This window comes from Micromonospora sp. NPDC005298, from assembly GCF_040607375.1.
Lineage (GTDB): Bacteria > Actinomycetota > Actinomycetes > Mycobacteriales > Micromonosporaceae > Micromonospora.
The window spans coordinates 790,298-812,224 of record NZ_JBEXGP010000002.1 but is presented as its reverse complement, the minus strand read 5'-3'; the positions used below and the strand labels follow the sequence as shown (position 1 = coordinate 812,224).

At 72.9% G+C, this 21,927-nt stretch carries 25 protein-coding genes; 14 read left to right on the top strand and 11 right to left on the bottom strand.

Annotation, left to right across the window (positions count from 1 at the left end):
* Positions 1 to 71: 71 nt before the first annotated feature.
* The gene (locus ABZS77_RS08520) at positions 72 to 1,007 is read right to left on the bottom strand and encodes a TIGR03557 family F420-dependent LLM class oxidoreductase (RefSeq protein ID WP_354819593.1); all 936 of its coding nucleotides are present in this window, start codon (positions 1,005 to 1,007) and stop codon (positions 72 to 74) included.
* Positions 1,008 to 1,112: 105 nt separating this feature from the next.
* Entirely contained in the window at positions 1,113 to 1,238 is a 126-nt protein-coding gene (locus ABZS77_RS08515) for a hypothetical protein (RefSeq protein ID WP_255421242.1), read from the bottom strand.
* Between the two features lie 213 nt (positions 1,239 to 1,451).
* On the opposite strand from ABZS77_RS08515, the gene ABZS77_RS08510 reads away from it, so the two are divergent.
* A complete protein-coding gene (locus ABZS77_RS08510; RefSeq protein WP_354819265.1) occupies positions 1,452 to 2,942 on the top strand; it encodes a glycoside hydrolase family 3 N-terminal domain-containing protein in 1,491 nt (496 codons plus the stop codon).
* Here ABZS77_RS08510 and ABZS77_RS08505 read toward each other — a convergent pair.
* The gene (locus tag ABZS77_RS08505; protein WP_354819263.1) at positions 2,939 to 3,226 is read right to left on the bottom strand and encodes a GNAT family N-acetyltransferase; all 288 of its coding nucleotides are present in this window, start codon (positions 3,224 to 3,226) and stop codon (positions 2,939 to 2,941) included. The two genes, ABZS77_RS08510 and ABZS77_RS08505, sit on opposite strands and share 4 nt — an antisense overlap.
* Positions 3,223 to 4,449, bottom strand: a complete 1,227-nt coding sequence (locus ABZS77_RS08500) for a cysteine desulfurase-like protein (RefSeq protein ID WP_354819260.1) — start codon at positions 4,447 to 4,449, stop codon at positions 3,223 to 3,225. The genes ABZS77_RS08505 and ABZS77_RS08500 overlap by 4 nt, the downstream gene beginning before the upstream one ends.
* A gap of 75 nt (positions 4,450 to 4,524) precedes the next feature.
* On the opposite strand from ABZS77_RS08500, the gene ABZS77_RS08495 reads away from it, so the two are divergent.
* The 7 genes from ABZS77_RS08495 to ABZS77_RS08465 all read left to right on the top strand — a co-directional run bounded on the left by ABZS77_RS08495 (position 4,525) and on the right by ABZS77_RS08465 (position 8,818).
* Positions 4,525 to 4,890, top strand: coding sequence for a hypothetical protein (locus tag ABZS77_RS08495; RefSeq protein ID WP_354819257.1), 366 nt, complete (start codon positions 4,525 to 4,527; stop codon positions 4,888 to 4,890).
* A 59-nt stretch (positions 4,891 to 4,949) separates the two neighbouring features.
* Complete coding sequence (locus tag ABZS77_RS08490) at positions 4,950 to 5,771, top strand: DUF1206 domain-containing protein (protein ID WP_354819254.1); 822 nt, start codon at positions 4,950 to 4,952, stop codon at positions 5,769 to 5,771.
* Positions 5,772 to 5,854: 83 nt separating this feature from the next.
* Positions 5,855 to 7,057 carry a mechanosensitive ion channel domain-containing protein gene (locus tag ABZS77_RS08485; RefSeq protein ID WP_354819251.1) on the top strand — a complete coding sequence of 401 codons (1,203 nt, stop codon included), beginning with the start codon at positions 5,855 to 5,857 and terminating at the stop codon, positions 7,055 to 7,057.
* Positions 7,058 to 7,284: 227 nt separating this feature from the next.
* Positions 7,285 to 7,719 (top strand): phage holin family protein, encoded by a 435-nt coding sequence (locus ABZS77_RS08480; RefSeq protein WP_354819248.1) that lies wholly within the window; start codon positions 7,285 to 7,287, stop codon positions 7,717 to 7,719.
* Positions 7,716 to 8,057 (top strand): DUF3618 domain-containing protein, encoded by a 342-nt coding sequence (locus tag ABZS77_RS08475; protein ID WP_354819245.1) that lies wholly within the window; start codon positions 7,716 to 7,718, stop codon positions 8,055 to 8,057. Before ABZS77_RS08480 ends, ABZS77_RS08475 begins: the two co-directional genes overlap by 4 nt.
* A complete protein-coding gene (locus ABZS77_RS08470; RefSeq protein WP_354819242.1) occupies positions 8,054 to 8,326 on the top strand; it encodes a DUF4235 domain-containing protein in 273 nt (90 codons plus the stop codon). Before ABZS77_RS08475 ends, ABZS77_RS08470 begins: the two co-directional genes overlap by 4 nt.
* 288 nt (positions 8,327 to 8,614) lie before the next feature.
* Positions 8,615 to 8,818, top strand: coding sequence for a cold-shock protein (locus ABZS77_RS08465; RefSeq protein WP_007075740.1), 204 nt, complete (start codon positions 8,615 to 8,617; stop codon positions 8,816 to 8,818).
* 109 nt (positions 8,819 to 8,927) lie between these two features.
* On the opposite strand, the gene ABZS77_RS08460 is transcribed toward ABZS77_RS08465, so the two are convergent.
* Both ABZS77_RS08460 and ABZS77_RS08455 read right to left on the bottom strand, forming a co-directional pair.
* Positions 8,928 to 9,122 (bottom strand): hypothetical protein, encoded by a 195-nt coding sequence (locus ABZS77_RS08460; RefSeq protein WP_354819239.1) that lies wholly within the window; start codon positions 9,120 to 9,122, stop codon positions 8,928 to 8,930.
* A 4-nt stretch (positions 9,123 to 9,126) separates the two neighbouring features.
* Entirely contained in the window at positions 9,127 to 10,110 is a 984-nt protein-coding gene (locus ABZS77_RS08455; protein ID WP_354819236.1) for an aldo/keto reductase, read from the bottom strand.
* An 84-nt stretch (positions 10,111 to 10,194) separates the two neighbouring features.
* On the opposite strand from ABZS77_RS08455, the gene ABZS77_RS08450 reads away from it, so the two are divergent.
* Together ABZS77_RS08450 and ABZS77_RS08445 are read left to right on the top strand one after the other, a co-directional pair.
* Positions 10,195 to 10,989 (top strand): trans-aconitate 2-methyltransferase, encoded by a 795-nt coding sequence (locus ABZS77_RS08450; protein ID WP_354819233.1) that lies wholly within the window; start codon positions 10,195 to 10,197, stop codon positions 10,987 to 10,989.
* Positions 10,986 to 12,008 (top strand): adenosine deaminase, encoded by a 1,023-nt coding sequence (locus ABZS77_RS08445; protein ID WP_354819230.1) that lies wholly within the window; start codon positions 10,986 to 10,988, stop codon positions 12,006 to 12,008. Before ABZS77_RS08450 ends, ABZS77_RS08445 begins: the two co-directional genes overlap by 4 nt.
* Before the next feature lie 207 nt (positions 12,009 to 12,215).
* On the opposite strand, the gene ABZS77_RS08440 is transcribed toward ABZS77_RS08445, so the two are convergent.
* Together ABZS77_RS08440 and ABZS77_RS08435 are read right to left on the bottom strand one after the other, a co-directional pair.
* Positions 12,216 to 13,619, bottom strand: a complete 1,404-nt coding sequence (locus ABZS77_RS08440; RefSeq protein WP_354819228.1) for a HAMP domain-containing sensor histidine kinase — start codon at positions 13,617 to 13,619, stop codon at positions 12,216 to 12,218.
* Positions 13,620 to 13,648: 29 nt separating this feature from the next.
* On the bottom strand, positions 13,649 to 14,338 hold the full coding sequence (locus ABZS77_RS08435) for a response regulator transcription factor (RefSeq protein WP_354819225.1): 690 nt from the start codon (positions 14,336 to 14,338) through the stop codon (positions 13,649 to 13,651).
* 73 nt (positions 14,339 to 14,411) lie between these two features.
* Here ABZS77_RS08435 and ABZS77_RS08430 point away from each other — a divergent pair, with 73 nt between their 5' ends.
* The gene (locus ABZS77_RS08430) at positions 14,412 to 15,344 is read left to right on the top strand and encodes an ADP-ribosylglycohydrolase family protein (RefSeq protein WP_354819222.1); all 933 of its coding nucleotides are present in this window, start codon (positions 14,412 to 14,414) and stop codon (positions 15,342 to 15,344) included.
* Positions 15,345 to 15,507: 163 nt separating this feature from the next.
* On the opposite strand, the gene ABZS77_RS08425 is transcribed toward ABZS77_RS08430, so the two are convergent.
* Complete coding sequence (locus ABZS77_RS08425) at positions 15,508 to 16,428, bottom strand: DUF1775 domain-containing protein (protein ID WP_354819219.1); 921 nt, start codon at positions 16,426 to 16,428, stop codon at positions 15,508 to 15,510.
* Positions 16,429 to 16,633: 205 nt separating this feature from the next.
* On the opposite strand from ABZS77_RS08425, the gene thrS reads away from it, so the two are divergent.
* Positions 16,634 to 18,643 (top strand): threonine--tRNA ligase, encoded by a 2,010-nt coding sequence (gene thrS / locus ABZS77_RS08420; protein ID WP_354819216.1) that lies wholly within the window; start codon positions 16,634 to 16,636, stop codon positions 18,641 to 18,643.
* Positions 18,644 to 18,790: 147 nt separating this feature from the next.
* Here the strand turns inward: thrS and ABZS77_RS08415 are convergent, their stop codons facing one another.
* Positions 18,791 to 19,519 carry a D-Ala-D-Ala carboxypeptidase family metallohydrolase gene (locus ABZS77_RS08415; protein ID WP_354819213.1) on the bottom strand — a complete coding sequence of 243 codons (729 nt, stop codon included), beginning with the start codon at positions 19,517 to 19,519 and terminating at the stop codon, positions 18,791 to 18,793.
* 177 nt (positions 19,520 to 19,696) lie between these two features.
* Between ABZS77_RS08415 and ABZS77_RS08410 the strand changes: the two genes are divergently transcribed.
* Positions 19,697 to 20,209: an HIT domain-containing protein gene (locus tag ABZS77_RS08410; RefSeq protein ID WP_354819590.1), complete on the top strand. Its 513-nt coding sequence runs from the start codon at positions 19,697 to 19,699 to the stop codon at positions 20,207 to 20,209.
* 40 nt (positions 20,210 to 20,249) lie between these two features.
* On the opposite strand, the gene ABZS77_RS08405 is transcribed toward ABZS77_RS08410, so the two are convergent.
* Complete coding sequence (locus ABZS77_RS08405; protein WP_354819210.1) at positions 20,250 to 20,732, bottom strand: hypothetical protein; 483 nt, start codon at positions 20,730 to 20,732, stop codon at positions 20,250 to 20,252.
* A 98-nt stretch (positions 20,733 to 20,830) separates the two neighbouring features.
* On the opposite strand from ABZS77_RS08405, the gene ABZS77_RS08400 reads away from it, so the two are divergent.
* Positions 20,831 to 21,889, top strand: coding sequence for an aldo/keto reductase (locus tag ABZS77_RS08400; protein WP_354819207.1), 1,059 nt, complete (start codon positions 20,831 to 20,833; stop codon positions 21,887 to 21,889).
* The last annotated feature ends 38 nt before the right edge of the window (positions 21,890 to 21,927 follow it).

Genomic DNA, 21,927 nt, shown 5'->3' with positions numbered 1-21,927 from the left:
AGGGCCGGAGGTACCCGGGCCCATGACCGCCGAAACACCTTCGGACGGTCATGGGCTCGCGGATCGTCGGCTCAGCGCAGGCGGGGCAGGACCTCCCGCTGGTACAGGTCGAACAGGCCCTGGTAGTGGGGGCCGGTGTTGGCCACGTACACCTCGTCGAAGCCGGCCTTGGCGTACTTGTCGATCATCTCCAGGTGCGCCTCGGCACTGTTGCCGCAGACGAACGCCTCCTTCATCATCTCCGGCCTGACCAGCTCGCCGGCCTGCTCGAAGTGCCGCGGCGAGGGGAGTACCTGGGACAGTTCACCCGGCACCCCGGCGTTCGGCCACCGCTCGTACGCGATCCGCACGCCCTCCTCCTCGCTGGCCGCGTACGCCGCCTTGAAGCCGGCCTGGCACGGCTTGTCGCCGCCACCGTTCTCCCGGAAACGCTTGACCATCTCGCCGTCCGGCATGGTGCTCACGTAGCCGTCACCGATGCGCGCCGCCAGGTCGATGGCCTTGGGACCGAAGCCGGACACGTAGATCTGCGGGGGCGTGTCGGGAAGCGTGTAGATCCGGGCGTGCTCGACCGTGTAGTGCGTGCCGTGGTGGTTGACGAAACCGCCCTTCCACAGCTCGCGCATCACCTCGACGGCCTCCTGGAGCATCTCCAACCGGACGTCGGCCTGCGGCCACGCGTCGCCGAAGATGTGTTCGTTGAGCGCCTCGCCGGTGCCGACGCCGAGCACGAACCGGCCGCCGTGCAGCACCGCGCTCGTCGCCGCCGCCTGTGCGATCACCGCCGGATGGATCCGCACCGTGGGGCAGGTCACCGCGGTGGTCACCGGCAGCGAGCTGACCTGGCTGAGCGCGCCGATCATCGACCAGACGAAGGGGCTCTGCCCCTGGGCGTCCACCCACGGGTGGTAGTGGTCGGAGATCCACAGCGCCTCGAAGCCGGCCCGTTCGGCGCCGCGCGCCTGCTCCAGCAGCTCGTCCGGCGTGTACTCCTCACTGGACAGAATTAACCGATCTTCATGGTGTCCCCTCCGGCGCGCGTACCTGCTGACGGGGAAGCGGTACCCCGGCGGCACCGGGTCACACCGGTCGGCCGCGCCGGCGCCGGGTGGTCAGCGTCGGCCGAACATCGCCCGGATCGCGGCGAGCAGCAGCAGGGCGCCGACGACCAGCCCGAGCAGGCGTACGCCGGGGATGTCGGCCGGGCTCGTGGCGTCGGCCAGCAGGGCGGGATCCATCCCCGAACTCTCCCCGGGACCGCGCCGTCGGGCAACTGTAAGGTTTATTGACTATTCAATCGCTCGGTGTGACCATGGCAGCACCGCCTGCCCGGGCGGTGCGCCGAGGGCGCGGGAGATGGGGTACGGGGGCCGCATGAGCGAGCGCAACCAGCGGGTCGGCGCGAACGCGTCGACGCCGGGAACGGACGCCCAGCACCGCGAGGGGATCGCGTGACCGCGCCAGCGGAAGACCTGTCGGCGCTCGCCGCCGCCGTCCTGCAACCCGGGTTCGTCGGCACCACCCCACCGCCGTGGGTGTGCCGCTGGCTCGGCGAGGGGCTCGGCTCGGTGGTCCTGTTCGCCCGCAACATCGTCGACCCCGCCCAGGTGGCGGCCCTCACGGCCACGCTGCGCGCCGAACGCCCGGACGTCATCGTGGCGATCGACGAGGAGGCCGGCGACGTCACCCGGATCGAGTCCGGCCGGGGCAGCTCCCGGCCCGGCAACTTCGCGCTCGGCGCGGTCGACGACCCGGCGCTGACCGAGGCGGTCGCCCGCGACCTCGGCACCGAGCTGGCCGTCGCCGGGATCACCCTCGACTACGCCCCCGACGCGGACGTCAACTCCAACCCCGGCAACCCGGTGATCGGGGTGCGCTCCTTCGGCGCCGACCCGGCACTCGTCGCCCGGCACACCGCAGCCTGGGTCCACGGGCTCCAGGCCGGCGGCGTCGCCGCCTGCGCCAAACACTTCCCCGGGCACGGCGACACCCGGGTCGACTCCCACCACGACCTGCCCCGCATCACCGCCGACGGGGACCGGCTCGACGCCTGCGAGCTGGCCCCGTTCCGGGCCGCCGTGGCCGCCGGGGTGCAGGCGGTGATGACCGGGCACCTGCTCGTCCCCGCCCTGGACCCGGAGCTGCCGGCCACGCTGAGCCAGCGCATCCTGGGCGGGCTGCTCCGCGACGAGATGGGCTTCTCCGGTGTGATCGTGACCGACGCGGTGGAGATGCGCGCCGTCGCCGACCGGTACGGCTTCGCCGGAGCGGCCGTGCGCGCTCTCGCCGCCGGCGCCGACGCCATCTGCGTCGGGGGCGAACGCGCCGGCGAGCGGGACGCCCGCGAACTGCGCGACGCCATCGTGGCCGCCGTGGTCTCCGGGGAACTGCCCGAGGAACGCCTCGCCGAGGCCGCCAAGCGGGTCGGCCAGCTCGCCGCCTGGACGGTCGCCGCGCGCAGCGCCCGGTCGACCGCGGCCCGCGACGCCACCGACGTCGGGCTCGTCGCCGCCCGACGCGCCGTGCGGGTCAGCACCCCGAGCCCGGGGCCCGCCGTGCTGCCGCTGACCCGCCCGGCGTACCTGGTCGAGTTCGAGCCGCCGCGCAACATCGCCATCGGCGCCGAGACACCGTGGGGCATCGGGGAGCCGCTGGCCGAGCTGCTGCCCGGCACCGAGGCCGTCCGCTACGCCGAACCGGATGTGCCGGCCGACCCGGGCGCGGCGGCGGGTGAGCGTCCCCTGGTGCTCGTGGTCCGCGACCTGCACCGGCACGAGTGGATGCGCGACGCCGTACGACGGGCGCTCGCGTCCCGCCCGGACGCGGTCGTCGTCGAGCTGGGCGTGCCCGAGCTGGTCACCGGCGCCGTGCACCTCGCCACCCACGGTGCCACCCGGGCCAGTGGGCGGGCCGCCGCCGAGGCGCTGACCGGCCGGTTCTAGGCCTGCTCGACGACCAGGTCCGCGTACTCGGGGTGCCTGTCGACGAACGCCGCCACGAACCGGCACTGCGGCACCAGCCGACCACCCCGGGCGCGGATCTCGTCAAGAGTGCCCCGGACCAGCGCGCTTGCCACGCCCCGGCCCTGGAAGCCCGGGTCCACCTCGGTGTGGGTGAGGACCAGCGCCTCCCCCCGGGGCACGTACGCGACGAAACCGGCAAGCGCGTCGTCGACCAGGATCTCGAAGCGGTTCTTGGCGGGGTTGTCCTCGACCAGGGTGCTCACCTGGCCATTCTCCCCTGCCGGTCGAGCACCGCGTCGAGTTCGGCGAGCAACCGGTCCACCTCGTCGGCGGTGTTGTAGTGGTAGATGCTGGCCCGCACCGCGCCGCCGCTGTCGCGCAGGCCCATCAGCCGGAAGTACTCGTAGGCGTAGTAGTCGCCGGCCGAGAGGCAGAACCCGGCCGCGCCCAACGCCTCCTGGGTCGACGCCGGTGACATCCCGGCGACCCGGAACGACACGGTCGGGCAGCGGCGGGCCGGCGAGCCGTAGACGGTGACGGCGGGCCGCTGGGCCAGCCCGGCGAGCAGCCGCTCCAGCAGCGCCTCCTCGTGCGCCTGGGCGGCGGCCAGCCCGGCACGCAGTCGCGTCCGCCGGTCGCCGACCGCGTCCGGGTCCAGCCCGGCCAGGTGATCCACGGCCGCCCTCACGCCGGCCAGCAGCGGGAAGCTCGGCGTGCCGTACTCGAACCGGTCCGGCACCGCGTCGGAGGACGGCAGCAGCTTCGCCGGGCGCAGCGCGGCCCAGTGGGCCGGGTCGGCCACCATCGCCGCCAGGTGCGGCCCGGACCACTTGTAGGCGCTGGTCACCAGCACGTCGGCGCCGAGCGAGGCCAGGTCGGTAGGCCCGTGCGGCACCGAGTGGACCCCGTCGACGCAGACCAGCGCCCCGACCGCGTGCGCGATCTTGGCGATCGCCGGCACGTCCGGCACGGTGCCGATGGCGTTGCTGCCGGCGGTCACCGCGACCAGCCGGGTCCGCTCACCGACCAGGTCCGCGTACTGGGCAGCGGGCAGCTCGCCGGTGTCCGGGTCGACCTCGGCCCAGCGCACCGTCGCGCCGGCCGCCTCGGCCGCCTGCACCCACGGCCGCACGTTGGCGTCGTGGTCGAGCCGCGACACCACCACCTCGTCGCCCGGGCGCCAGGTCGCGCCGAGGGTACGGGCCAGGGTGTACGTCAGCGCGGTGGCACTCGGACCGAGGACCACCCCGGCGGGGTCGGCGTCGAGCAGGTCGGCCACCGCCGAGCGGGCCTCGGCGACCAGCTCCAACGACCGGCGACCCGGCAGGAAGGCGGCACTGCGGTTGCCGACCGCGCTGCGCATGGCGTCGGCGACCGCGTCGATCACACCGGCCGCGGTCTGGGTGCCCCCGGCACCGTCGAAATGGACGAAGCCCTCGGTCAGGGCGGGGTAGGCGGCCCGGGTGCGGGCGATGTCGAAGGGCATGTCCCGGACCCTAGCCGGGGTGCGCCGAGTCGTCGCCGCCGGCTGGCGTCGCCGACGTCTCGTACTCTTGGCGAGGTGACGAACCGACCCGCCACCACGCCCCGTCCCCCCGTCCGCCGCGCCGCCGGTCTGTTCGCCGGTCTGGCGCTCGGCCTCGCCGTGCTCGCCGGTTGCAGCTCCCAGGGCGCCTCCACCGACTGCGGGCTGGACGCCTGCACGGTCACCTTCGAGCGGGGTGTCGACGCGAGCGCCACCATCCTCGGCGTCGAGGCCAAGCTGGTCGGCGCCGAGGGCGACCAGGTGACCATCGAGGTCGCCGGCGAGCAGTTGACCCTCACCACCGGGCAGCAGGCCACCGAGGCCGGCGGCTTCGCGGTGACCCTGGACAGCGTCACCGACCAGCAGGTCAAGATCCGCGTATCGCGCAATCCGGGCAACTGACCGCCCCGGGCGGCGGTGGCCGACGTTTGGGAATCTTCCGAATCGGAGATTGTGGCGCCATGTCACTCACCCGTAACGCCGAAGCCACCGCCTCCCGAACGGCGGACAGCCGGTGGCTGGAACTACTCGCCCGGGCCGGCTTCATCGGCTACGGCATCGTGCACCTGCTCTTCGCCTGGTTGGCGTTGCAGATCGCGTTCGGCACGTCGTCCGACGACGGCGACCAGTCCGGCGCGCTGCGTACCCTCTCCGCACAGCCCCTCGGTAAGTTCCTGGTGATCGCCGTCGCGGTCGGCCTGCTCGCCATGGCGATCTGGCAGGGCCTCGAGGCGGCGGTCGGGCACCGCGCCGAGCGCGGCAAGGAACGGGTCATGGAACGGGTCGCCTCGGCCGGCCGGACCATCGTCTACCTCTACTTCGCCTGGACCGCGTTCAAGGTCTTCTCCGACGCCTCGTCGAACAGCGCCGACCAGCAGGAGGCGCTGACCGGCAAGCTGATGACCTCCACCGGCGGTCGCTGGCTGGTCGGCCTGGCCGGGCTGGTGCTCGCCGCGATCGGCATCGGCCTGGTGATCTACGGCATCCGCAAGAAGTTCGAGAAGCACCTGAAGACCGGTGAGATGAGCCCGAAGACCCGCCAGCTGGCCCGCCGCCTCGGCATCGCCGGGTACGCCGCCAAGGGCGTCGCGTACGGCATCGCCGGTCTGCTGGTCATCGTGGCGGCGGTGAACTACGACCCGGAGAAGGCCCGTGGTCTGGACGCCGCGCTGCACACGCTCCAGGAGCAGTCGTACGGCACGTTCCTGCTGACCCTTGTCGCCCTGGGCATCGCCGCCTTCGGCGTCTACTGCTTCCTCCAGTCCCGGTACCGCAAGGTCTGAACTGGTCGATCCCGGGGACGTCGGGCACTCTTGGGCCTTTGCCCGAAGCGCCGACACCCTGGTCGAAGGGAAGCACCGAACCCGTGCAGAGTTACCTCACGACGGCCGTCGCCGCGCTCGCCGCGGCGGCGGTCGCTCTCTTTCTGGTCGAGGTCGTCCACCGGCTCACCCGGCGGTTCGGCCGCCGGTCGCAGCTGCTGACCGAGCTGACCGACCACGCGCACCGCCCGTTCCAGGTCGCCGGGACGGTCCTGGCCGTGCAGATCGCCGCCCGGTTCAGCACCGGCTACGCCGTCGGCGAGCACTGGCGGCAGCTGCTGCTGCACCTGCTCGTCCTCGGCGTGATCGCCACCACCGCCTGGCTGGTCGCCTCGCTGCTGGTGGTCGTGGAGGACATGGCGCTGGCCCGGTTCCGCGTGGACGTGCCGGACAACCGGCACGCCCGGCGCGTACGCACCCAGGTGGTGATGCTGCGCCGGCTCACCATCGCGGTGATCGTCATCCTGACCGTCGGCGTGATGCTGATGACCTTCCCGAGCGTGCGGGGCATCGGCGCCGGCGTGCTCACCTCCGCCGGTGTGGTCGGTGTGGTGGCCGCCCTCGCCGCGCAGAGCCTGCTCGGCAACGTCTTCGCCGGCCTCCAGCTCGCCTTCAGCGACGCCGTCCGCCTCGACGACGTCGTGGTCGTCGAGGGGGAGTGGGGCCGCATCGAGGAGCTGACCCTCAGCTACGTGGTGGTGCAGATCTGGGACGACCGGCGGCTGATCCTGCCCACGTCGTACTTCACCAGCAAGCCGTTCCAGAACTGGACGCGCACCGAGGCGGCGGTGCTCGGTACCGCCGAGTTTGACGTCGACTGGGCGGTGCCGGTGCAGGCCATGCGGGAGGAGCTGCGCCGCCTCGTGGAGGGCACCGAGCTGTGGGACGGGCGGGTCTGCGTCCTACAGGTCACCGACGCCACCGGCGGGACGGTCGGGGTGCGCGCGCTGGTCAGCGCCGCCGACGCGGGAAGCCTGTGGGACCTGCGCTGCCTCGTGCGCGAGCACCTGGTGGCCTGGATCCGCGACAACCGGCCCACCGCGATGCCCCGGATGCGGACCGAACTGGGCGACGCCAGCAGCAACCTGCCCTGGCAGTGGGTGCAGCCCCGCCGCCCGGTCCGGCGCCCGGCCGGCACCGAGGCACCCGACGACGCGCGCGTCTTCGGCGGCAGCGACGACGGCGACGCCCGCAGCGAGGCCTTCGTGGGCCCCGAGGAGACCGCCCCCGCCTCCGCCCGCCCCTGACCGCGTCCCGTCCCTCCCGATCGGCGCCACCTCGAAGCTGGGGTGGGGTCTGCGAGGTTTGGTCGGGCGTGGGTGGGGGATGTGCTGCCGGACGTCTCTGCCGCATCCCCGGGGATTCGGGCGGCGCGGCGAGCGGACGACCGGGACGGACACCTGCTCGCGGCGCTTTAGGATTGACGGGCGGCGACTCCGGGCATACAGCGCGGTGATGAGGAAAGGAGGACAGCATGGCTGACGTGGCGAACGCCCGCACACCCCGCAACGGGAGCGAGCCCTCCACCGCCGAGCTGGTGCAGCGAGCCACCGAGCAGGTCTCCCGCCTCGTACGGGACGAACTGGCGCTGGCCCGGGCGGAGTTGACCGAGAAGGGCAAGCACGCCGGCATCGGGATCGGCCTGTTCGGCGGCGGCGGCGCGATGGCGTTCTACGGCCTCGGGGCGCTTGTCGTGACGGCGATCCTGCTGCTCGACCTGGTGCTGCCCGCCTGGGCCGCCGCGCTGATCGTGGCGGTGGCGCTCTTCCTGGTCGCCGGCATCCTCGCCCTGGTGGGCAAGAAGCAGGTCAGCCGTGCGGTCCCACCGGTTCCGGCGGCCACGGTGCGCAGCCTGCGGGCCGACGTGGACACTGTCGCCGCCGCGGTGAAGGACAGGGGACGGGCATGACGGGCAACGGGACCGGCGACACGGAGGCGCTCCGCGAGGAGATCCGTCGTACCCGGGTCGAGTTGGGCGAGACGATGGAGGCGTTGGCCGCCAAGGCCGACGTCAAGGCGCGTCTGAAGGAGTCCGCCGGGCAGGCACGGGAGCGGGTGCGCGAGCAGGCGGCGCAGACCGTGGCCCGGGTCCGGGGGCAGGCCGTACGCCACGCCGAGGACGTGCGGGCGCAGGCGTACGACAAGGGGGAACTGGTCCGGCGCAATCCGGTGCCGTGGGCGACGGTCGCCGCCGGCGCGGTGGCCGCCGTGGTGTTGCTGATGATCGTGCGGGGGAGGCGTAGGTGAGCAAGAGCATCGGCAGGGTCGCGTACCGGCCGGCCGGCATCCTGTTGGGTATCGCCGCGGGTACGGTGGCGGGCGCGATCTTCCGGCAGGTCTGGAAGGTCACCGCGGGCGACGGTGAGGCGCCGAACGCCACCGACGAGGATCGCGGGTGGGGCGAGATCCTGGCCGCCGCGGCGCTTCAGGGGGCCATCTTCGCGGTGGTCCGGGCCGCCGTGGACCGGGGTGGAGCGGTGGGCGTACGTCGGATGACCGGCCACTGGCCGGACTGACCCCACGCATCGACATCGGCCCCCTTCCCGTATCGACGGGAAGGGGGCCTTTCGCATGGCGGAGCACGACGCCCAGCGATCTCGGACATCCGTCAGGTCACATGTCGGAGAAATTCGTCGGAGAGGTCGTGCAGAGTTTTTGCGTACGTGATTTGCTGTTCCACGCTGTTGCGAGATGGCGTGGGTCGAGAGAAGCCCCGGTCGTGGGGCCGCCTCAGACGCCGCTGCTCGAAAACGGCCAATCGGCCGCACGGCGTGCACGGCCGCCAGTTTTAGAAGGAGATACACATGGCGCAGGGAACCGTGAAGTGGTTCAACGCTGACAAGGGCTTCGGCTTCATCACCGTCGACGGCGGGGGTGCTGACGTGTTCGTCCACTTCTCGGCCATCCAGACCAGCGGCTACCGCACGCTGGAGGAGAACCAGCGGGTGGAGTTCGAGATCGCTCAGGGTCAGAAGGGCCCGCAGGCTGAGCAGGTCCGTCCCATCTGAGTGGTGCGGCCGGCCCCCGCCGGCCAGTGGGACGATCCGGCCAGGGGTCGTTGTACAGCCCCGTATCCCTCCCGGGATACGGGGCTGTTCCACGTCTCGGGCCGGACGGTCAGCGTCGGCGGCGCGACCGCAGGCCGAACCAGATCGCCACGAGACCGACAAGTGCCACGATCGGGCCGAGTATCGTCCAGATCCGTTCGTCGGTCATCACACTGCCACTGACGTAGCCGAGGCCCTGCACCGTCCACACCGCACCGACCACGACCGCCAGCAGGCCGAGGCTGAGCGTGAGCCAACCCCTCATCGCGTCACCACCGGTCGTGCACCTGCGGGCGGATCAGCTCGTCGTAGACCTCGCGGACCCCGTCCAGCTGCTCGGCGGTGAGCGGCGCCTGGGTCGCGGTGGCCGCGTTGCGCCGCGCCTGGTCGGCGTCGCGGGCGCCGGGGATGACGACTGTCACTCCGGGCTGGTCCAGCACCCAGCGCAGGGCGAACTGCGCCATCGTGCGGTCCGCGTCGACCAGCGGCGCGAGTCGGCGTACGGCGGCCAGGCCGCGCTCGAAGTCGACGCCGGAGAACGTCTCGCCGACGTCGAAGGCCGCGCCGTTGCGGTTGAAGTTGCGGTGGTCGTCGGCGGGGAACTCGGTGTGCTCGTCGTACCGGCCGGAGAGCAGGCCGCTGGCCAGTGGCACCCGGGCGATGATGCCGACCCCGGCCGCCGAGGCCGCCGGCAGGACCTGCTCCAGCGGCTTGTGGCGTACCGCGTTCAGGATGATCTGGACGCTCGCCACTCCCGGCCGGGCGATGGCGGTGAGGGCCTGGTCGCAGGTCTCGACGCTGACGCCGTACCCGGCGATGGCCTTCTCGGCGACGAGGGTGTCCAGGGCGTCGAAGACCTCGTCGGACGCGAAGACGGCTGTCGGCGGGCAGTGCAGCTGGACCAGGTCCAGTGTGTCCACTCCCAGGTTGCTCCGGGACCGGTCGGTCCACTGCCGGAAGTTCGCCAGGGTGTACGCCTCGGCCCGCTGTTCGACGCGGCGGCCCATCTTGGTGGCGACGGTCAGGCCGGCGTCGGGGCGGGAGCGCAGGAAGCGGCCGATGAGCTGCTCGCTGCGGCCGTCGCCGTACACGTCGGCGGTGTCCAGGAAGGTGACTCCGGCGTCCACGGCGGCGCTGAGCACGGCCATCGCGTCGGTCTCGCTGACGGTGCCCCAGTCGGCGCCGAGCTGCCAGGCGCCCAGGCCGACCACTCCGACGGTCCGGCCGAGCCGGTTGAAGCTGCGCTGTTCCATGCCCCCGAGCCTAGTGAGCGGGTTGCCGGGCTGCCACGCGAGTCGTATCTTAAACAAGACGAACGTACGGTTTGGGAGGCGACGATGTGGGATCCGACGACGTACCTGCGCTACGCGGACGAGCGTTCCCGTCCGTTCCACGACCTGGTGGCCCGGATCCCGGCCGAACGACCCCGCGCCGTGGTCGACCTCGGCTGCGGCCCCGGGCAGCTCACCGCCACCCTCGCCGCGCGCTGGCCGTCGAGCCGGGTGGTCGGCCTCGACTCCTCGCCCGAGATGATCGACCGCGCCGCCGCCCTGGCCGCCCCGGTCGACTTCGCCGTCGCCGACGTGCACGACTGGCGACCGACCGGCGACGAGGACGTCGTGGTCGCCAACGCCGTCCTGCAGTGGGTCCCCGACCACCGGGAGCTGCTGCGCCGCTGGGCCGCCGAACTGCCCGCCGGCGCCTGGCTGGCCATGCAGGTCCCCGGCAACTTCGACGCCCCCTCACACCTGGCGCTGCGCGAGGTCGCCGGCCGTCCCGCCTGGCGGGCCGACCTGGCCGCCCTGCTGCGCGCCGACCCGGTCGACGACCCCGCCGACTACGCCGCGCTGCTGACCGCCGCCGGCTGCGCCGTGGACGCCTGGGAGACTACCTACGTGCACCTGCTGCCGGCCCAGCCCGCCGCCGACCACCCGGTGCTGGCCTGGATGGAGGGCACCGCCCTGCGTCCGGTCCGCGCCGCGCTGGACGCCGCCGCCTGGTCCGCCTTCCGCGCCGAGCTGGGGGTACGCCTCACCGCCGCGTACCCGGTCCGGCAGGGTCGGGTGTACTTCCCGTTCCGCCGTGTCTTCGTCGTCGCGCAGACCGGCGACCGTGCCGAGGAGAATTCGTGACCGACCTGTCCACCTTCATCGCCGGCCTGCCCAAGGTCGAGTTGCACGTACACCACGTCGGCTCCGCCTCGCCCCGGATCGTCTCCGAGCTGGCGGCCCGGCACGAGGGCCACACACCGGTGCCGGCGGACCCGGCGGCGCTCGCCGACTACTTCGAGTTCCGCGACTTCGCGCACTTCGTCGAGGTCTACCTGAGCGTCGTCGACCTCATCCGTGACCCCGAGGACGTCTGGCTGCTCACCCACGAGGTCGCCCGGGAGCTGGCCCGCCAGCAGGTCCGGTACGCGGAGCTGACCATCACCCCGTACTCGCACGTACGACGGGGCATCCCCGCACCGGCGTTCTGCGAGGCGATCGAGGACGCCCGCAAGCGCGCCCTGGCCGACTTCGGCCTGGACCTGCGGTGGTGCTTCGACATCCCCGGCGAGGCCGGCCTGCCCGCCGCCGAGGAGACCCTGCGGATCGCGCTCGACCAGCGCCCCGACGGGCTGATCAGCTTCGGACTGGGTGGCCCGGAGATCGGCGTACCCCGACCGCAGTTCCGGCCCTACTTCGACCAGGCCCGCGCGGCCGGGCTCCGCTCGGTGCCGCACGCGGGGGAGACCACCGGCCCGCAGACCGTCTGGGACGCGCTGCACGAGCTGGGGGCCGAGCGGATCGGCCACGGCATCTCCGCCGCGCAGGACCCGGAACTGCTCGCGTACCTGGCGGAGCGGCAGATCGGGATGGAGGTCTGCCCGACGTCCAACGTGCGGACCCGGGCCGTGGCCAACCTCGACGAGCACCCGCTGCCCCGGCTCGTGGAGGCCGGCCTGCTGGTCACCATCAACTCCGACGACCCGCCGATGTTCGGCACCACCCTCAACGACGAGTACGCGGTGGCGGCCCGGCTGCTCGGGTTGGGGCCGCAGGGGCTTGCCGGGCTGGCCCGCAACGCGGTGACCGCGTCGTTCCTCGACCCGGCCGGCAAGCAGCGGATCGCCGCCGAGATCGACGCGTACCTCGCCTCCGCCGGCTGAACGGGGAGCAGGGCGCGCGGCGGGAGCGTGGGTGTGGGGGGACCTGTGGCTCCCGCCGCGCGCGCGGCTCCACCGACCGGTGGGTACACGGTGCGGTGGTCGGTGGAACTGGTGGGTTCGTGCGTCGATCCTGTCAGCCCCCGGCGGATCCACCGTGCCCGTTAACCGCGATCTAAGGAAGACTTGCGCCGGGGCACAGCCCCGGGCTCAGTCGTCGGTGGGACGCTGCCGGGGCCACCGACGCCCGCTGGCCTTCTGCTCCCGGGCGTCGCGCGCCATCCGGCCCACCAGACCGAAACGGCTGACCTGCCGGGGCGTCGCCTCCGGGTCGGCGAGCAGCATCACCACGCTCGCCCCGCCCAGCCGCGCCCGGTCGATGCTCACCGACCCGTTGGCCTGCAACGCCACCCGCTTGGCGATGTCCAGCCCGAGGCCGGTCGAGCCCTGGTCGCTGGCACCCCGGCGCAGCGCCCGGTCCGGGTTGGTGATGCCAGGGCCGGCGTCGTCGATCCGGATCGCCACGTAGCCGTCGCGCCGGGACACCGCCACCTCGAACGCGGTGCCCTGCGGGGTGTAACGGAAGACGTTGCCGATCACCGCGTCCAGCGCGGCGGCCAACTCGGCGCGGGGCACCGGCGCCGGGATGCGCAGCTGCGCGCCGGTCACCCGCTGCGGCCGGTTCTGGTCGCCGGCGAGCGCCGCCCAGAACACCATCCGGTCCCGGACCACCTCGCTGACGTCGCACATCGCCGGCCCGGCCTCGTGCGCCACCGCCTTGCGCGTCGTCTTGATCAGCACGTCGATCTCACCCTCCAGGGTGACGATTGCCTGCCGGATCCGCCGGATCCCGCGCCGGCGGTCCAGCTCGGCCTCGGAGAACGACCCCACGCTCGTGTCGTCGGACTCCAACGCCTCAGCATCCAGCCGCAGCACGGTCAACGGGGTACGCAGCCGGTGCGACAGGTCGGCCACCAACTCCCGCTCGTCGGTGCGCGCCGCGTCCAGCCGGTCCGCCATCCGGTTGAACGCGTACCCGGCCTCGGCCAGCTCCCGCGGGCCGGTCGGCTCCACGCGTACCCCGAGGTCGCCGTCGCCGATCGAGAGGGCGGCCTTCACCAGGCCCCGGGTCGCGTCCACCGCGCGGGCGGCGACCCGGTCGACCACCAGCACCGCCGCGCCGGCCATCGCCGCGCCCACCGCGAACAGCAGCAGCCACCGGCCGCCACCGCCCTCGTCCAGCGTCGAGTCGGGCACGAACACCTCGACCACCGCCGTCCGGTCGCCCAGCACCACCGGGTCGAGCCGGACGATCCCGCCGTCGACGTCGGCGACCATCGAACGACGGTCGGCGCGGGCCCGGTCCAGGTCACTGTCACCGGCCCGTCCGGCGGACTCGTCCAACCCCAACCCGTGCACCACCGGCCGGGTCGGCGCGCCCTCGGCGCTGGCCACCACCGCCCGCTCGACCACCGCCGGGTCGGTGCTCACCGCCAGCGCGCCGGTCACCAGCGCACTACGACGGGCCGCCTCCGCGATGGCCTCCTCGCGGCTCTGCTCCCGCAGACTCAGCCCGAGGGGGATCAGGAACGCGAGCGCGACGAGACTGCACATGCCGGCCGTGAGCAGGGCCAGCGCGGACCTCAGTCCGGCGCCACCAGCCGGAACCCGACCCCCCGCACGGTGCGCAGGTAGCGCGGCTTCGCCGCGGACTCGCCCATCTTTCGGCGGAGCCAGTACAGGTGAACGTCGATGGTCTGATCCTCGCCGACCGATGGCTGACGCCATACCTCCTCCAAGAGTTCCCGGCGGGACACTACCCGCCCGGGTCGTGCGGCGAGATACGCCAACAGGTCGAATTCCTTGCGGGTCAGCGCCAGCTCCTCCCCGTCGAGCTGCGCGCTGCGCTCACCCACGTCCACCCGCAACCCGCCCACGGTGTGCACCGCGGGCTGCACCGTCCGGCTGGCCCTCCCGGCCCGCCGCAGCACTGTGGTGATCCGGGCGTCCAGGTGCGCGCCGGTGAACGGCTTGACCATGTAGTCGTCGGCGCCGGCGCGCAGCAGCTTCACCACCGACTGCTCGTCGTCACGGGCGGTGGCGATGATGATCGGGACGTCGGTGATGCCGCGCAGCATCCGGAGCGCGTCCGAGCCGTCCAGGTCGGGCAGACCGAGATCCAACACCACCAGGTCGGGTGTCTCCGCGGCGACACGACGCAGGGCGTCCAACGCCGTACCCACGGCGTGCACGGCGTGCCCCCGGTCGGTGAGGGACCGCAGCATCGCGCCGCGTACGACGTGATCGTCTTCGACCAGGAGCACGGAGGCCACGACAAGACCGTACTTGGCCTGGCAAGTCGACCGCGTTGCGACGTACCTGGCAAGCGGGCAAGCTGGTACGACGATGTCGTTCACCCTGTTCGTCGATGCCCGTCTGGCGCTCGCCCGGGACAGCCTCGCCGGTCTCTCCACCGGCGACGCGCTCGGCGCGCGGTTCCTCCTGCCGGGCTCGGCGTCCCCCGATCTCGGCGCGGACGCGCTGCCCCCGGCGCCCTGGGAGTGGACCGACGACACCGAGATGGCCTGCTCGGTCCTCGCCGAACTGGCCGCCGGCGGCGGCATCGACCGGGACCGGCTGGCGCTGGCGTTCGCCCGGCGGTGTTCTCCGCACCGGGGCTACGGCGCGGGCGCCATGACGATCCTGCGGCTGATCCGCGCCGGCACGCCATGGCCGCTGGCGGCCGCGTCCGCGTTCGACGGCGAGGGCTCCTGCGGCAACGGGGCGGCGATGCGGGTGGGCCCGCTCGGCGCGTACTTCGCCGACTCGACCACCCGCGCGGCGGCGCAGGCCCGCTCCTCGGCGGAGGTGACCCACGCGCACCCGGAGGGCATCGCCGGGGCGGTCGCGGTGGCGGTCGCCGCCGCCCTGGCCGCCCGTGCCCGACTCGACGGGCACCGACCGGCCCCCGAGCGGCTGCTCGCCGGGATCGCCGCCGCCGTCGATCCCGGTACCGAGGTGCAGCGCGGCGTCACCCGGGCGGCCGGACTGCTCGGTCGGCCACTGCCCCGGGTGGTGGCGGCGCTGGGCAACGGCTCGCGAGTGACCGCCCAGGACACCGTCGGCTTCACCCTCTGGGTGGCCGCCACGCACCTCGACGACTACCCGGCCGCGATCCGGACGTGCGTACGCGCCGGCGGGGATGTGGACACCACGGCCGCCATCGCGGGGGCGGTGGTCGCGGCGTACACCGGAGTCGGGACGCCGGGTGGGGTGCCCGAGTCGTGGCTGGCCGCCCGCGAGCCGCTGCCTTCGTGGGTGCCCGGACCGCACGCCTGACCGCCGACCCGCCTCGGCCCCGACGCCGGCCGGTCCGCGCGCCGCGCCCCCTTTGCTCTGCACCCCTACGCGCGCCAGCCACGGTCCGTAACCGGTGCGTGGGCGGGTGCAGAGCAAAGGCGGTGCGGGAGGTGGGGTCCGCTCCGGTCCCTGGCGGAGTCCGTCAGCCGGTGCGGACCGGAGTACCGACCGCGGCCGACTCCGCCGCGGACGCCGTCGGCGCCGCGGCGACCTGCGCCCGGTCCACCTCAGCGGGCGCGGTCGCGTCGTCCTGCGCGCCGGTCACCTCGGCCAGCGCCGCCTCCTCGGCCGGGTCGCGCCGCCGCCACCGGCTCACCAGCCAGCCGATCGCCGCGCCGCCCCCCAGACCCGCGAGCAGTCCGGCGCCCAGCATCGCGTCGGCGTTGCCCGGCTCCTCGCCGGAGCCGCCCGCCGCGTCCCCCGCCGTCCCGGCACCGGCGTCCGGGTCGGCGTTCGTGCCGGCTCCGTCCGCCGCACCCACCGCCGGAGCACCGTGACCGCCGTGGCCTGCCGGTCCGGCCGCGCCCGCCGCCGCCGGCAGCAGGGTCAGCGTCGGGGCCGGGTGCGCCTTGTCGGCGTCCGCCCACCTGACGACCGTGCCGTCGGCGTACGTCTGGACCACCTCGAAGGTGAGCGTGTCGGCCTGCGGCAGCGGTCCCATGGACAGCGCCAGCCGGGCCGGGCCGGGTGCGCCCTGGCCCACCCGGACCCAGGTCACCGCCGTGGTGACCGTGCTCACCCCGGAGGAGTGGATGCCGGCCACCGGCTTGTCCAGGGTGCGGGAGCTGATCCGGGGCGCCCAGCCGTCGACCGACATCGGGTAGACCTCGGCGACCGGCGCGTCGGCCGGCAACCGGACCTCGACCTGCCGGGTCGTCGTACCGGCCCGCTCCTCCGGCACGGCGAACTCCAACCGCACCGCGTCGCCCTGCCGGGCCTCGGTCGGGGTGGTCGTCACGTCCGCCGCGTACGCCGCCGCCGGCCAGAGCAGCAGCCCGACGGCCGCCAGCGCGGTCACCGCCACGATCCGCCGCCGCCGGCCACCGCCGTCCGTGCTCGCCATCTCGTGCCCCCATCCGTGTCCGCGCGACCGGCACCGGTTCCGGCCACACCCTGTAGTTCGGCTGCGAGGCGTGAAAGGTTCAACGAGGAGTGTTAATAGGGGGCCCTTGCTCTACCGGAGGCGTTAATAAGGTGCCCCTCCTTACCCGATAGCATCGGCAGGAGCCGAGGATCGGCACCGTTTCGTACCGCTTGGAGGAGTCACCGTGTCCGCACCCCGTACCCCCGCCGTGGCCGACCCCGTCGTCGTCGCCGCCGGGACCACGGCGGCCGACGCGGTGGCCGCGGCCGGACTGCCCGCGAACGGCCCCAAGGCGATCGTCGTGGTCCGCGACCCGCAGGGTCAGCTGCGCGACCTGGACTGGTCGCCGACCGAGGAGACCGTCGTCGAGCCGGTCAGCCTGGACTCGCCGGACGGTCTCAACGTGCTTCGGCACTCCACCGCGCACGTGCTCGCCCAAGCCGTGCAGGACGTCTTCCCCGAGGCCAAGCTGGGCATCGGCCCGCCCATCGAGAACGGCTTCTACTACGACTTCGACGTCGACAAGCCGTTCCAGCCCGACGATCTCAGCAAGCTCGAGAAGCGCATGCAGGAGATCATCAAGTCCGGGCAGCGGTTCCGCCGGCGCCGCTTCGGCAACCTCGACGAGGCGCGCGCCGAGCTGGCCGACGAGCCGTTCAAGCTGGAGCTGATCGAGGTCAAGGGCGAGGGCCTGGACACCGACGAGGTGATGGAGGTCGGCGGCGGCGAGCTGACCATCTACGACAACCTCGACGCCAAGGAGGACAAGGTCTGCTGGTCGGACCTGTGCCGGGGCCCGCACCTGCCGACCACCCGACTGATCGGCGCGTTCAAGCTGATGCGCTCGGCCGCCGCGTACTGGCGGGGGTCGGAGAAGAACCCCCAACTGCAGCGGGTGTACGGCACCGCGTGGCCGACCCGCGACGAGCTCAAGGCGTACCTGAAGCTGTTGGAGGAGGCCGCCCGGCGCGACCACCGCAAGCTCGGCGCGGACCTGGACCTGTTCAGCTTCCCCGACGAGATCGGCTCGGGCCTCGCGGTCTTCCACCCCAAGGGCGGCATCATCCGCCGCGAGATGGAGCACTACTCGCGGCGCCGGCACGAGGAGGCGGGGTACGAGTTCGTCAACACTCCGCACATCTCCAAGGCGCAGCTGTTCCACACCTCCGGGCACCTGCCGTACTACGCGGACACCATGTTCCCGCCCATGCAGCTGGAGGGCGCGGACTACTACCTCAAGGCCATGAACTGCCCCATGCACAACCTGATCTTCAGGTCGCGTGGGCGGTCCTACCGTGAGCTGCCGCTGCGCATGTTCGAGTTCGGCACGGTCTACCGGTACGAGAAGTCCGGCGTCGTGCACGGCCTGACCCGGGTGCGTGGCCTCACCCAGGACGACTCGCACATCTACTGCACCCGCGAGCAGATGGTCGGCGAACTGTCCACGCTGCTCAGCTTCGTGCTCGACCTGCTGCGCGACTACGGCCTGGACGACTTCTACCTGGAGCTGTCCACCCGGGACGACTCGCCCAAGTTCATCGGCGCGGCCGAGGACTGGGCGGAGGCGACCGAGGCGCTGCGGACCGCCGCCGAGACCTCCGGCCTGGAGCTGGTGCCCGACCCGGGCGGCGCGGCGTTCTACGGGCCGAAGATCTCCGTGCAGGCGCGGGACGCGATCGGCCGGACGTGGCAGATGTCCACCATCCAGGTCGACTTCAACCAGCCGGAGCGGTTCGGGTTGGAGTACCAGGCCGCCGACGGCAGCCGGCAGCGGCCCGTGATGATCCACCGTGCGTTGTTCGGGTCGATCGAGCGGTTCTTCGGGGTGCTCACCGAGCACTACGCGGGCGCGTTCCCGGCCTGGCTGGCGCCGGTGCAGGTGGTGGGCATCCCGATCCGCGAGGACCACACCGACTACCTGCACGGTTTCGTCGCGGCGCTGCGCGCCGAGGGCATCCGGGCGCAGGTGGACGCGGGTGACGACCGGATGCAGAAGAAGATCCGTACGGCCCAGCAGCAGAAGATCCCGTTCATGGTGATCGCCGGTGACGACGACGTGGCCGCCGGCACGGTCTCCTTCCGCTACCGGGACGGCTCGCAGCGCAACGGGGTGCCGGTCGCCGAGGCGGTCACCCACGTCCTGGACGTGGTCAGCTCGCGTACCAACGTCGGCCCCTCGGCCGCCGCGGAGTAGCGCCGCACGCGCCCCGCGCGGCCCACCTGCGGCACGATCGCGCTCGATCCAGGAAGTAGTGGCCTCCCCACGCCGGGGAGGCCACTACTTCCGTGTTCGGGCGTGATCACCGCCCGGGGGTGTCGACGCCAGGGGTCGGCGTCGGGGTCAGATGCCGCAGTTGGGTGCCGACCAGCCGCCGACCGCCGCCACGTGCGTGTGGTCGTTGTGGTCCGGGTAGCCGGGGCCGAGGATCTGCCCGAAACCGTGGTTACGGGCCTGCTGGGCCAGCCGGCAGAACGACGGGGACCCGACCAGGTCGACGCCGTCGCCGTAGAGGTGTCGACTGTTCGACGCCCCGCCGACGGCGCTGTTGCAGGCGTAGCTGCGGAAGCTGCTGCTGATCGCGATGGAGACGTCGCCGAGGGCGTGCCGCATGGCCTGGAGCTTCCACATCGAGACCAGCGCGTTGAACCGCGCGGTGCTCGCGGAGACCGCGCCACCGGACCAGTCGCTGTTGCAGTTGTTCAACTCGGCGTAGCTGAAGTTGGCAGGTGTGCAGTCGTCGTCCTGGAGGGCGTAGAGCCGGTTGAAGGTCTGCGGGCCGGCGACGCCGTCCGCGGACAGCCCGTACGCCTGCTGGAACCGGATCACCGCCGAGCGGGTGGCCGGCCCGTACGAGCCGTCGAGGGTGAGCGCGGCACCGTAGCCGGGGTAGCCGGCGACCCGGATCTGGAGTTGCCGGACGTCCTCGCCGGTCATCCCCTGGGAGAGGGCGCGACCCCAGGTGTAGCAGCCGTCCGCCTGTGCGGCGCTGGCGGTGAGGGTGACGCCGGTCACTGTGGTGGCGGCAGTCAGGGCGAGTGCCGCGAGGAGCCGGCCGAGCCGTCGGATCATGAAGCCCTCCATCAATCCATGGAAATTCTTGGATGCATGGAATCTTCAGGTTTCGGCATTGATCCGTCAAGAACTTGCAGCGTCGAGTTTTCCCGACGGTGGGAGTCGCCGCCCGCCCGGGCGGCTCCGTAGGATCGGCTCGTGACTGGGGCACAAGAAGACACGGACAGCGGAGGCATGGCCGACGGGCTGGAGCGGCTCTGGACGCCGCACCGGATGACCTACATCTCCGGGGAGGACCGGCCCGAGGGCGGCTACGAGAAACCCGCAGGCTGCCCCTTCTGTCTCGCTCCGGGCCTGCCCACCGAGGAGAGCCTCGTGGTGGCCCGCGGCGAGCACGTGTTCGTGGTCCTCAACCTCTACCCGTACAACCCGGGCCACCTGCTGGTCTGCCCGTACCGCCACGTGGCCGACTACACCGACCTGGACGTGCCGGAGACCACCGAGCTGGCCTCGTACACCCAGACCGCCATGCGGGTGATCCGCAAGGTGAGCAACGCGCACGGCTTCAACCTGGGCATGAACCAGGGCGGGGTCGCCGGCGCCGGCATCGCCGCGCACCTGCACCAGCACGTCGTGCCCCGCTGGGGCGGCGACGCGAACTTCATGCCGGTGATCGGACGTACCAAGGTCCTGCCGCAGGTGCTGCACGACACCCGCGACCTGCTCGCCCGCGCCTGGCCGTCCTGACCCGCGAGGTCCGACCGCGCGGCGTCCGCGCCGGTCGGCGTCAGACGGCGCGCAGCAGCGCGGTCAGCTCCGGCCAGCTCTCCACCCGGTGTACGCGCGGCAGCAGCGCGGCGTTCGCGGCGACCTCTGCCGGGCGCGGTCGGAACAGGTAGCGGTGCGGCACCGCGTCGAGGTAGCCGAGCACCTCCAGTCTGTCGTCCACGAAGTGGGTCAACCCGAGCCGCTCGGCGATCGGCGCCTTGTCCGGTCGGTTCCGGCAGAAGTGCACCCGCTCGAACGGGATGCCGGTGCGCGCCGGGAAGTCGTGGTGGGTGAGCCACTCCCTGGTCCGCCGTTCGGTGGACTCCCCACACTTGGACACCAGGTGCACCTCGTCGAACGCCGGGCCGAGCGTGGCGAGGGCGTCGAACGCCCCGTCCACCGCTGGCGTGCGCAGATAGTGCGCGCCGAAGAAGGACGTGTCCGCGTCGTCGTCGGCCGGCTCGATGATCACGCCGCCGATGTCCACCCCCAGTCGTCGCATGGCGACGATCATGCCGCATCGTGACCGTCGGCGCGCACCTCGTGTCCGCGCCCCGGGAGTTGCTACGCGCCGCCCGACCCAGGTGGCACGATCGGCCGATGGCAGTGACGACACGGACGTTGGGACGCAGCGGCATCGAGGTCAGCGCCCTCGGCATGGGGTGCTGGGCGATCGGTGGCCCCTGGGCGGAGGGAATCCAGCCGCTGGGCTGGGGCGCGGTCGACGACGACGAGTCGGTCCGGGCCGTACGCCGCGCGCTCGAGGAGGGCGTGACCCTGTTCGACACCGCCGACACGTACGGGGCCGGGCACAGCGAACGGGTGCTCGGTCGTGCGCTCGCCGGCCACCGCGACGAGGCGGTGATCGCCACCAAGTGGGGCTACACGTTCGACGAGGCGAGCCGGCAGGCGACCGGTGAGGACGCGTCACCGGCGTACCTGCGTCGTGCGGTCACCGCCTCGCTGCGCCGGCTGGACACCGGCCACATCGACCTCTACCAGCTGCACCTGGCCGACCTGTCGGTGCCCCGGGCGGAGGCGCTCATCGGCACCTGCGAGGACCTGGTGGCCGAGGGACTGATCCGGGCGTACGGGTGGAGCACCGACCGCCCCGACCGGGCCGCCGCGTTCGGCCACGCGGCAGCGGGCGCCACCGCCGTGCAGCACGCCCTGTCGGTGCTGCGCGACGCCCCCGAACTGCTGGCGGTCTGCGACAAGTACGACCTGGCCAGCATCAACCAGGGGCCGCTCGGGATGGGCCTGCTCACCGGCAAGTACACGGCCGCGTCGACGCTGCCCCGCGACGACGTGCGGGGGCTCGCGCCGGGCTGGCTGGAGTGGTTCCGTGGTGGCCGGCCGGCGCCCGAGTGGCTGCGCCGCGTCGGCGCGGTCCGTGCCGCGCTCACCGCCGACGGGCGCACCCTCGCCCAGGGCGCGCTGGGCTGGATCTGGGCCCGCAGCGGGCGCACCATCCCGATCCCGGGCTGCCGTACGGTCGCCCAGGTCGAGGAGAACGCCGCCGCGCTGCGCCGGGGCCCGCTGCCGGCGGACCAGTTCGTCGAGGTGGAACGGCAGCTCGCCGCCCTGCGCACCGCCGCCCTGCGCGACGCCGACCGCCCCCACTGGCCCCGCCCCACCCACCCCACAGTCCACCCGTAACCCGACCCCTGGCCGATCCTGCACACCTGTCCCCGCGA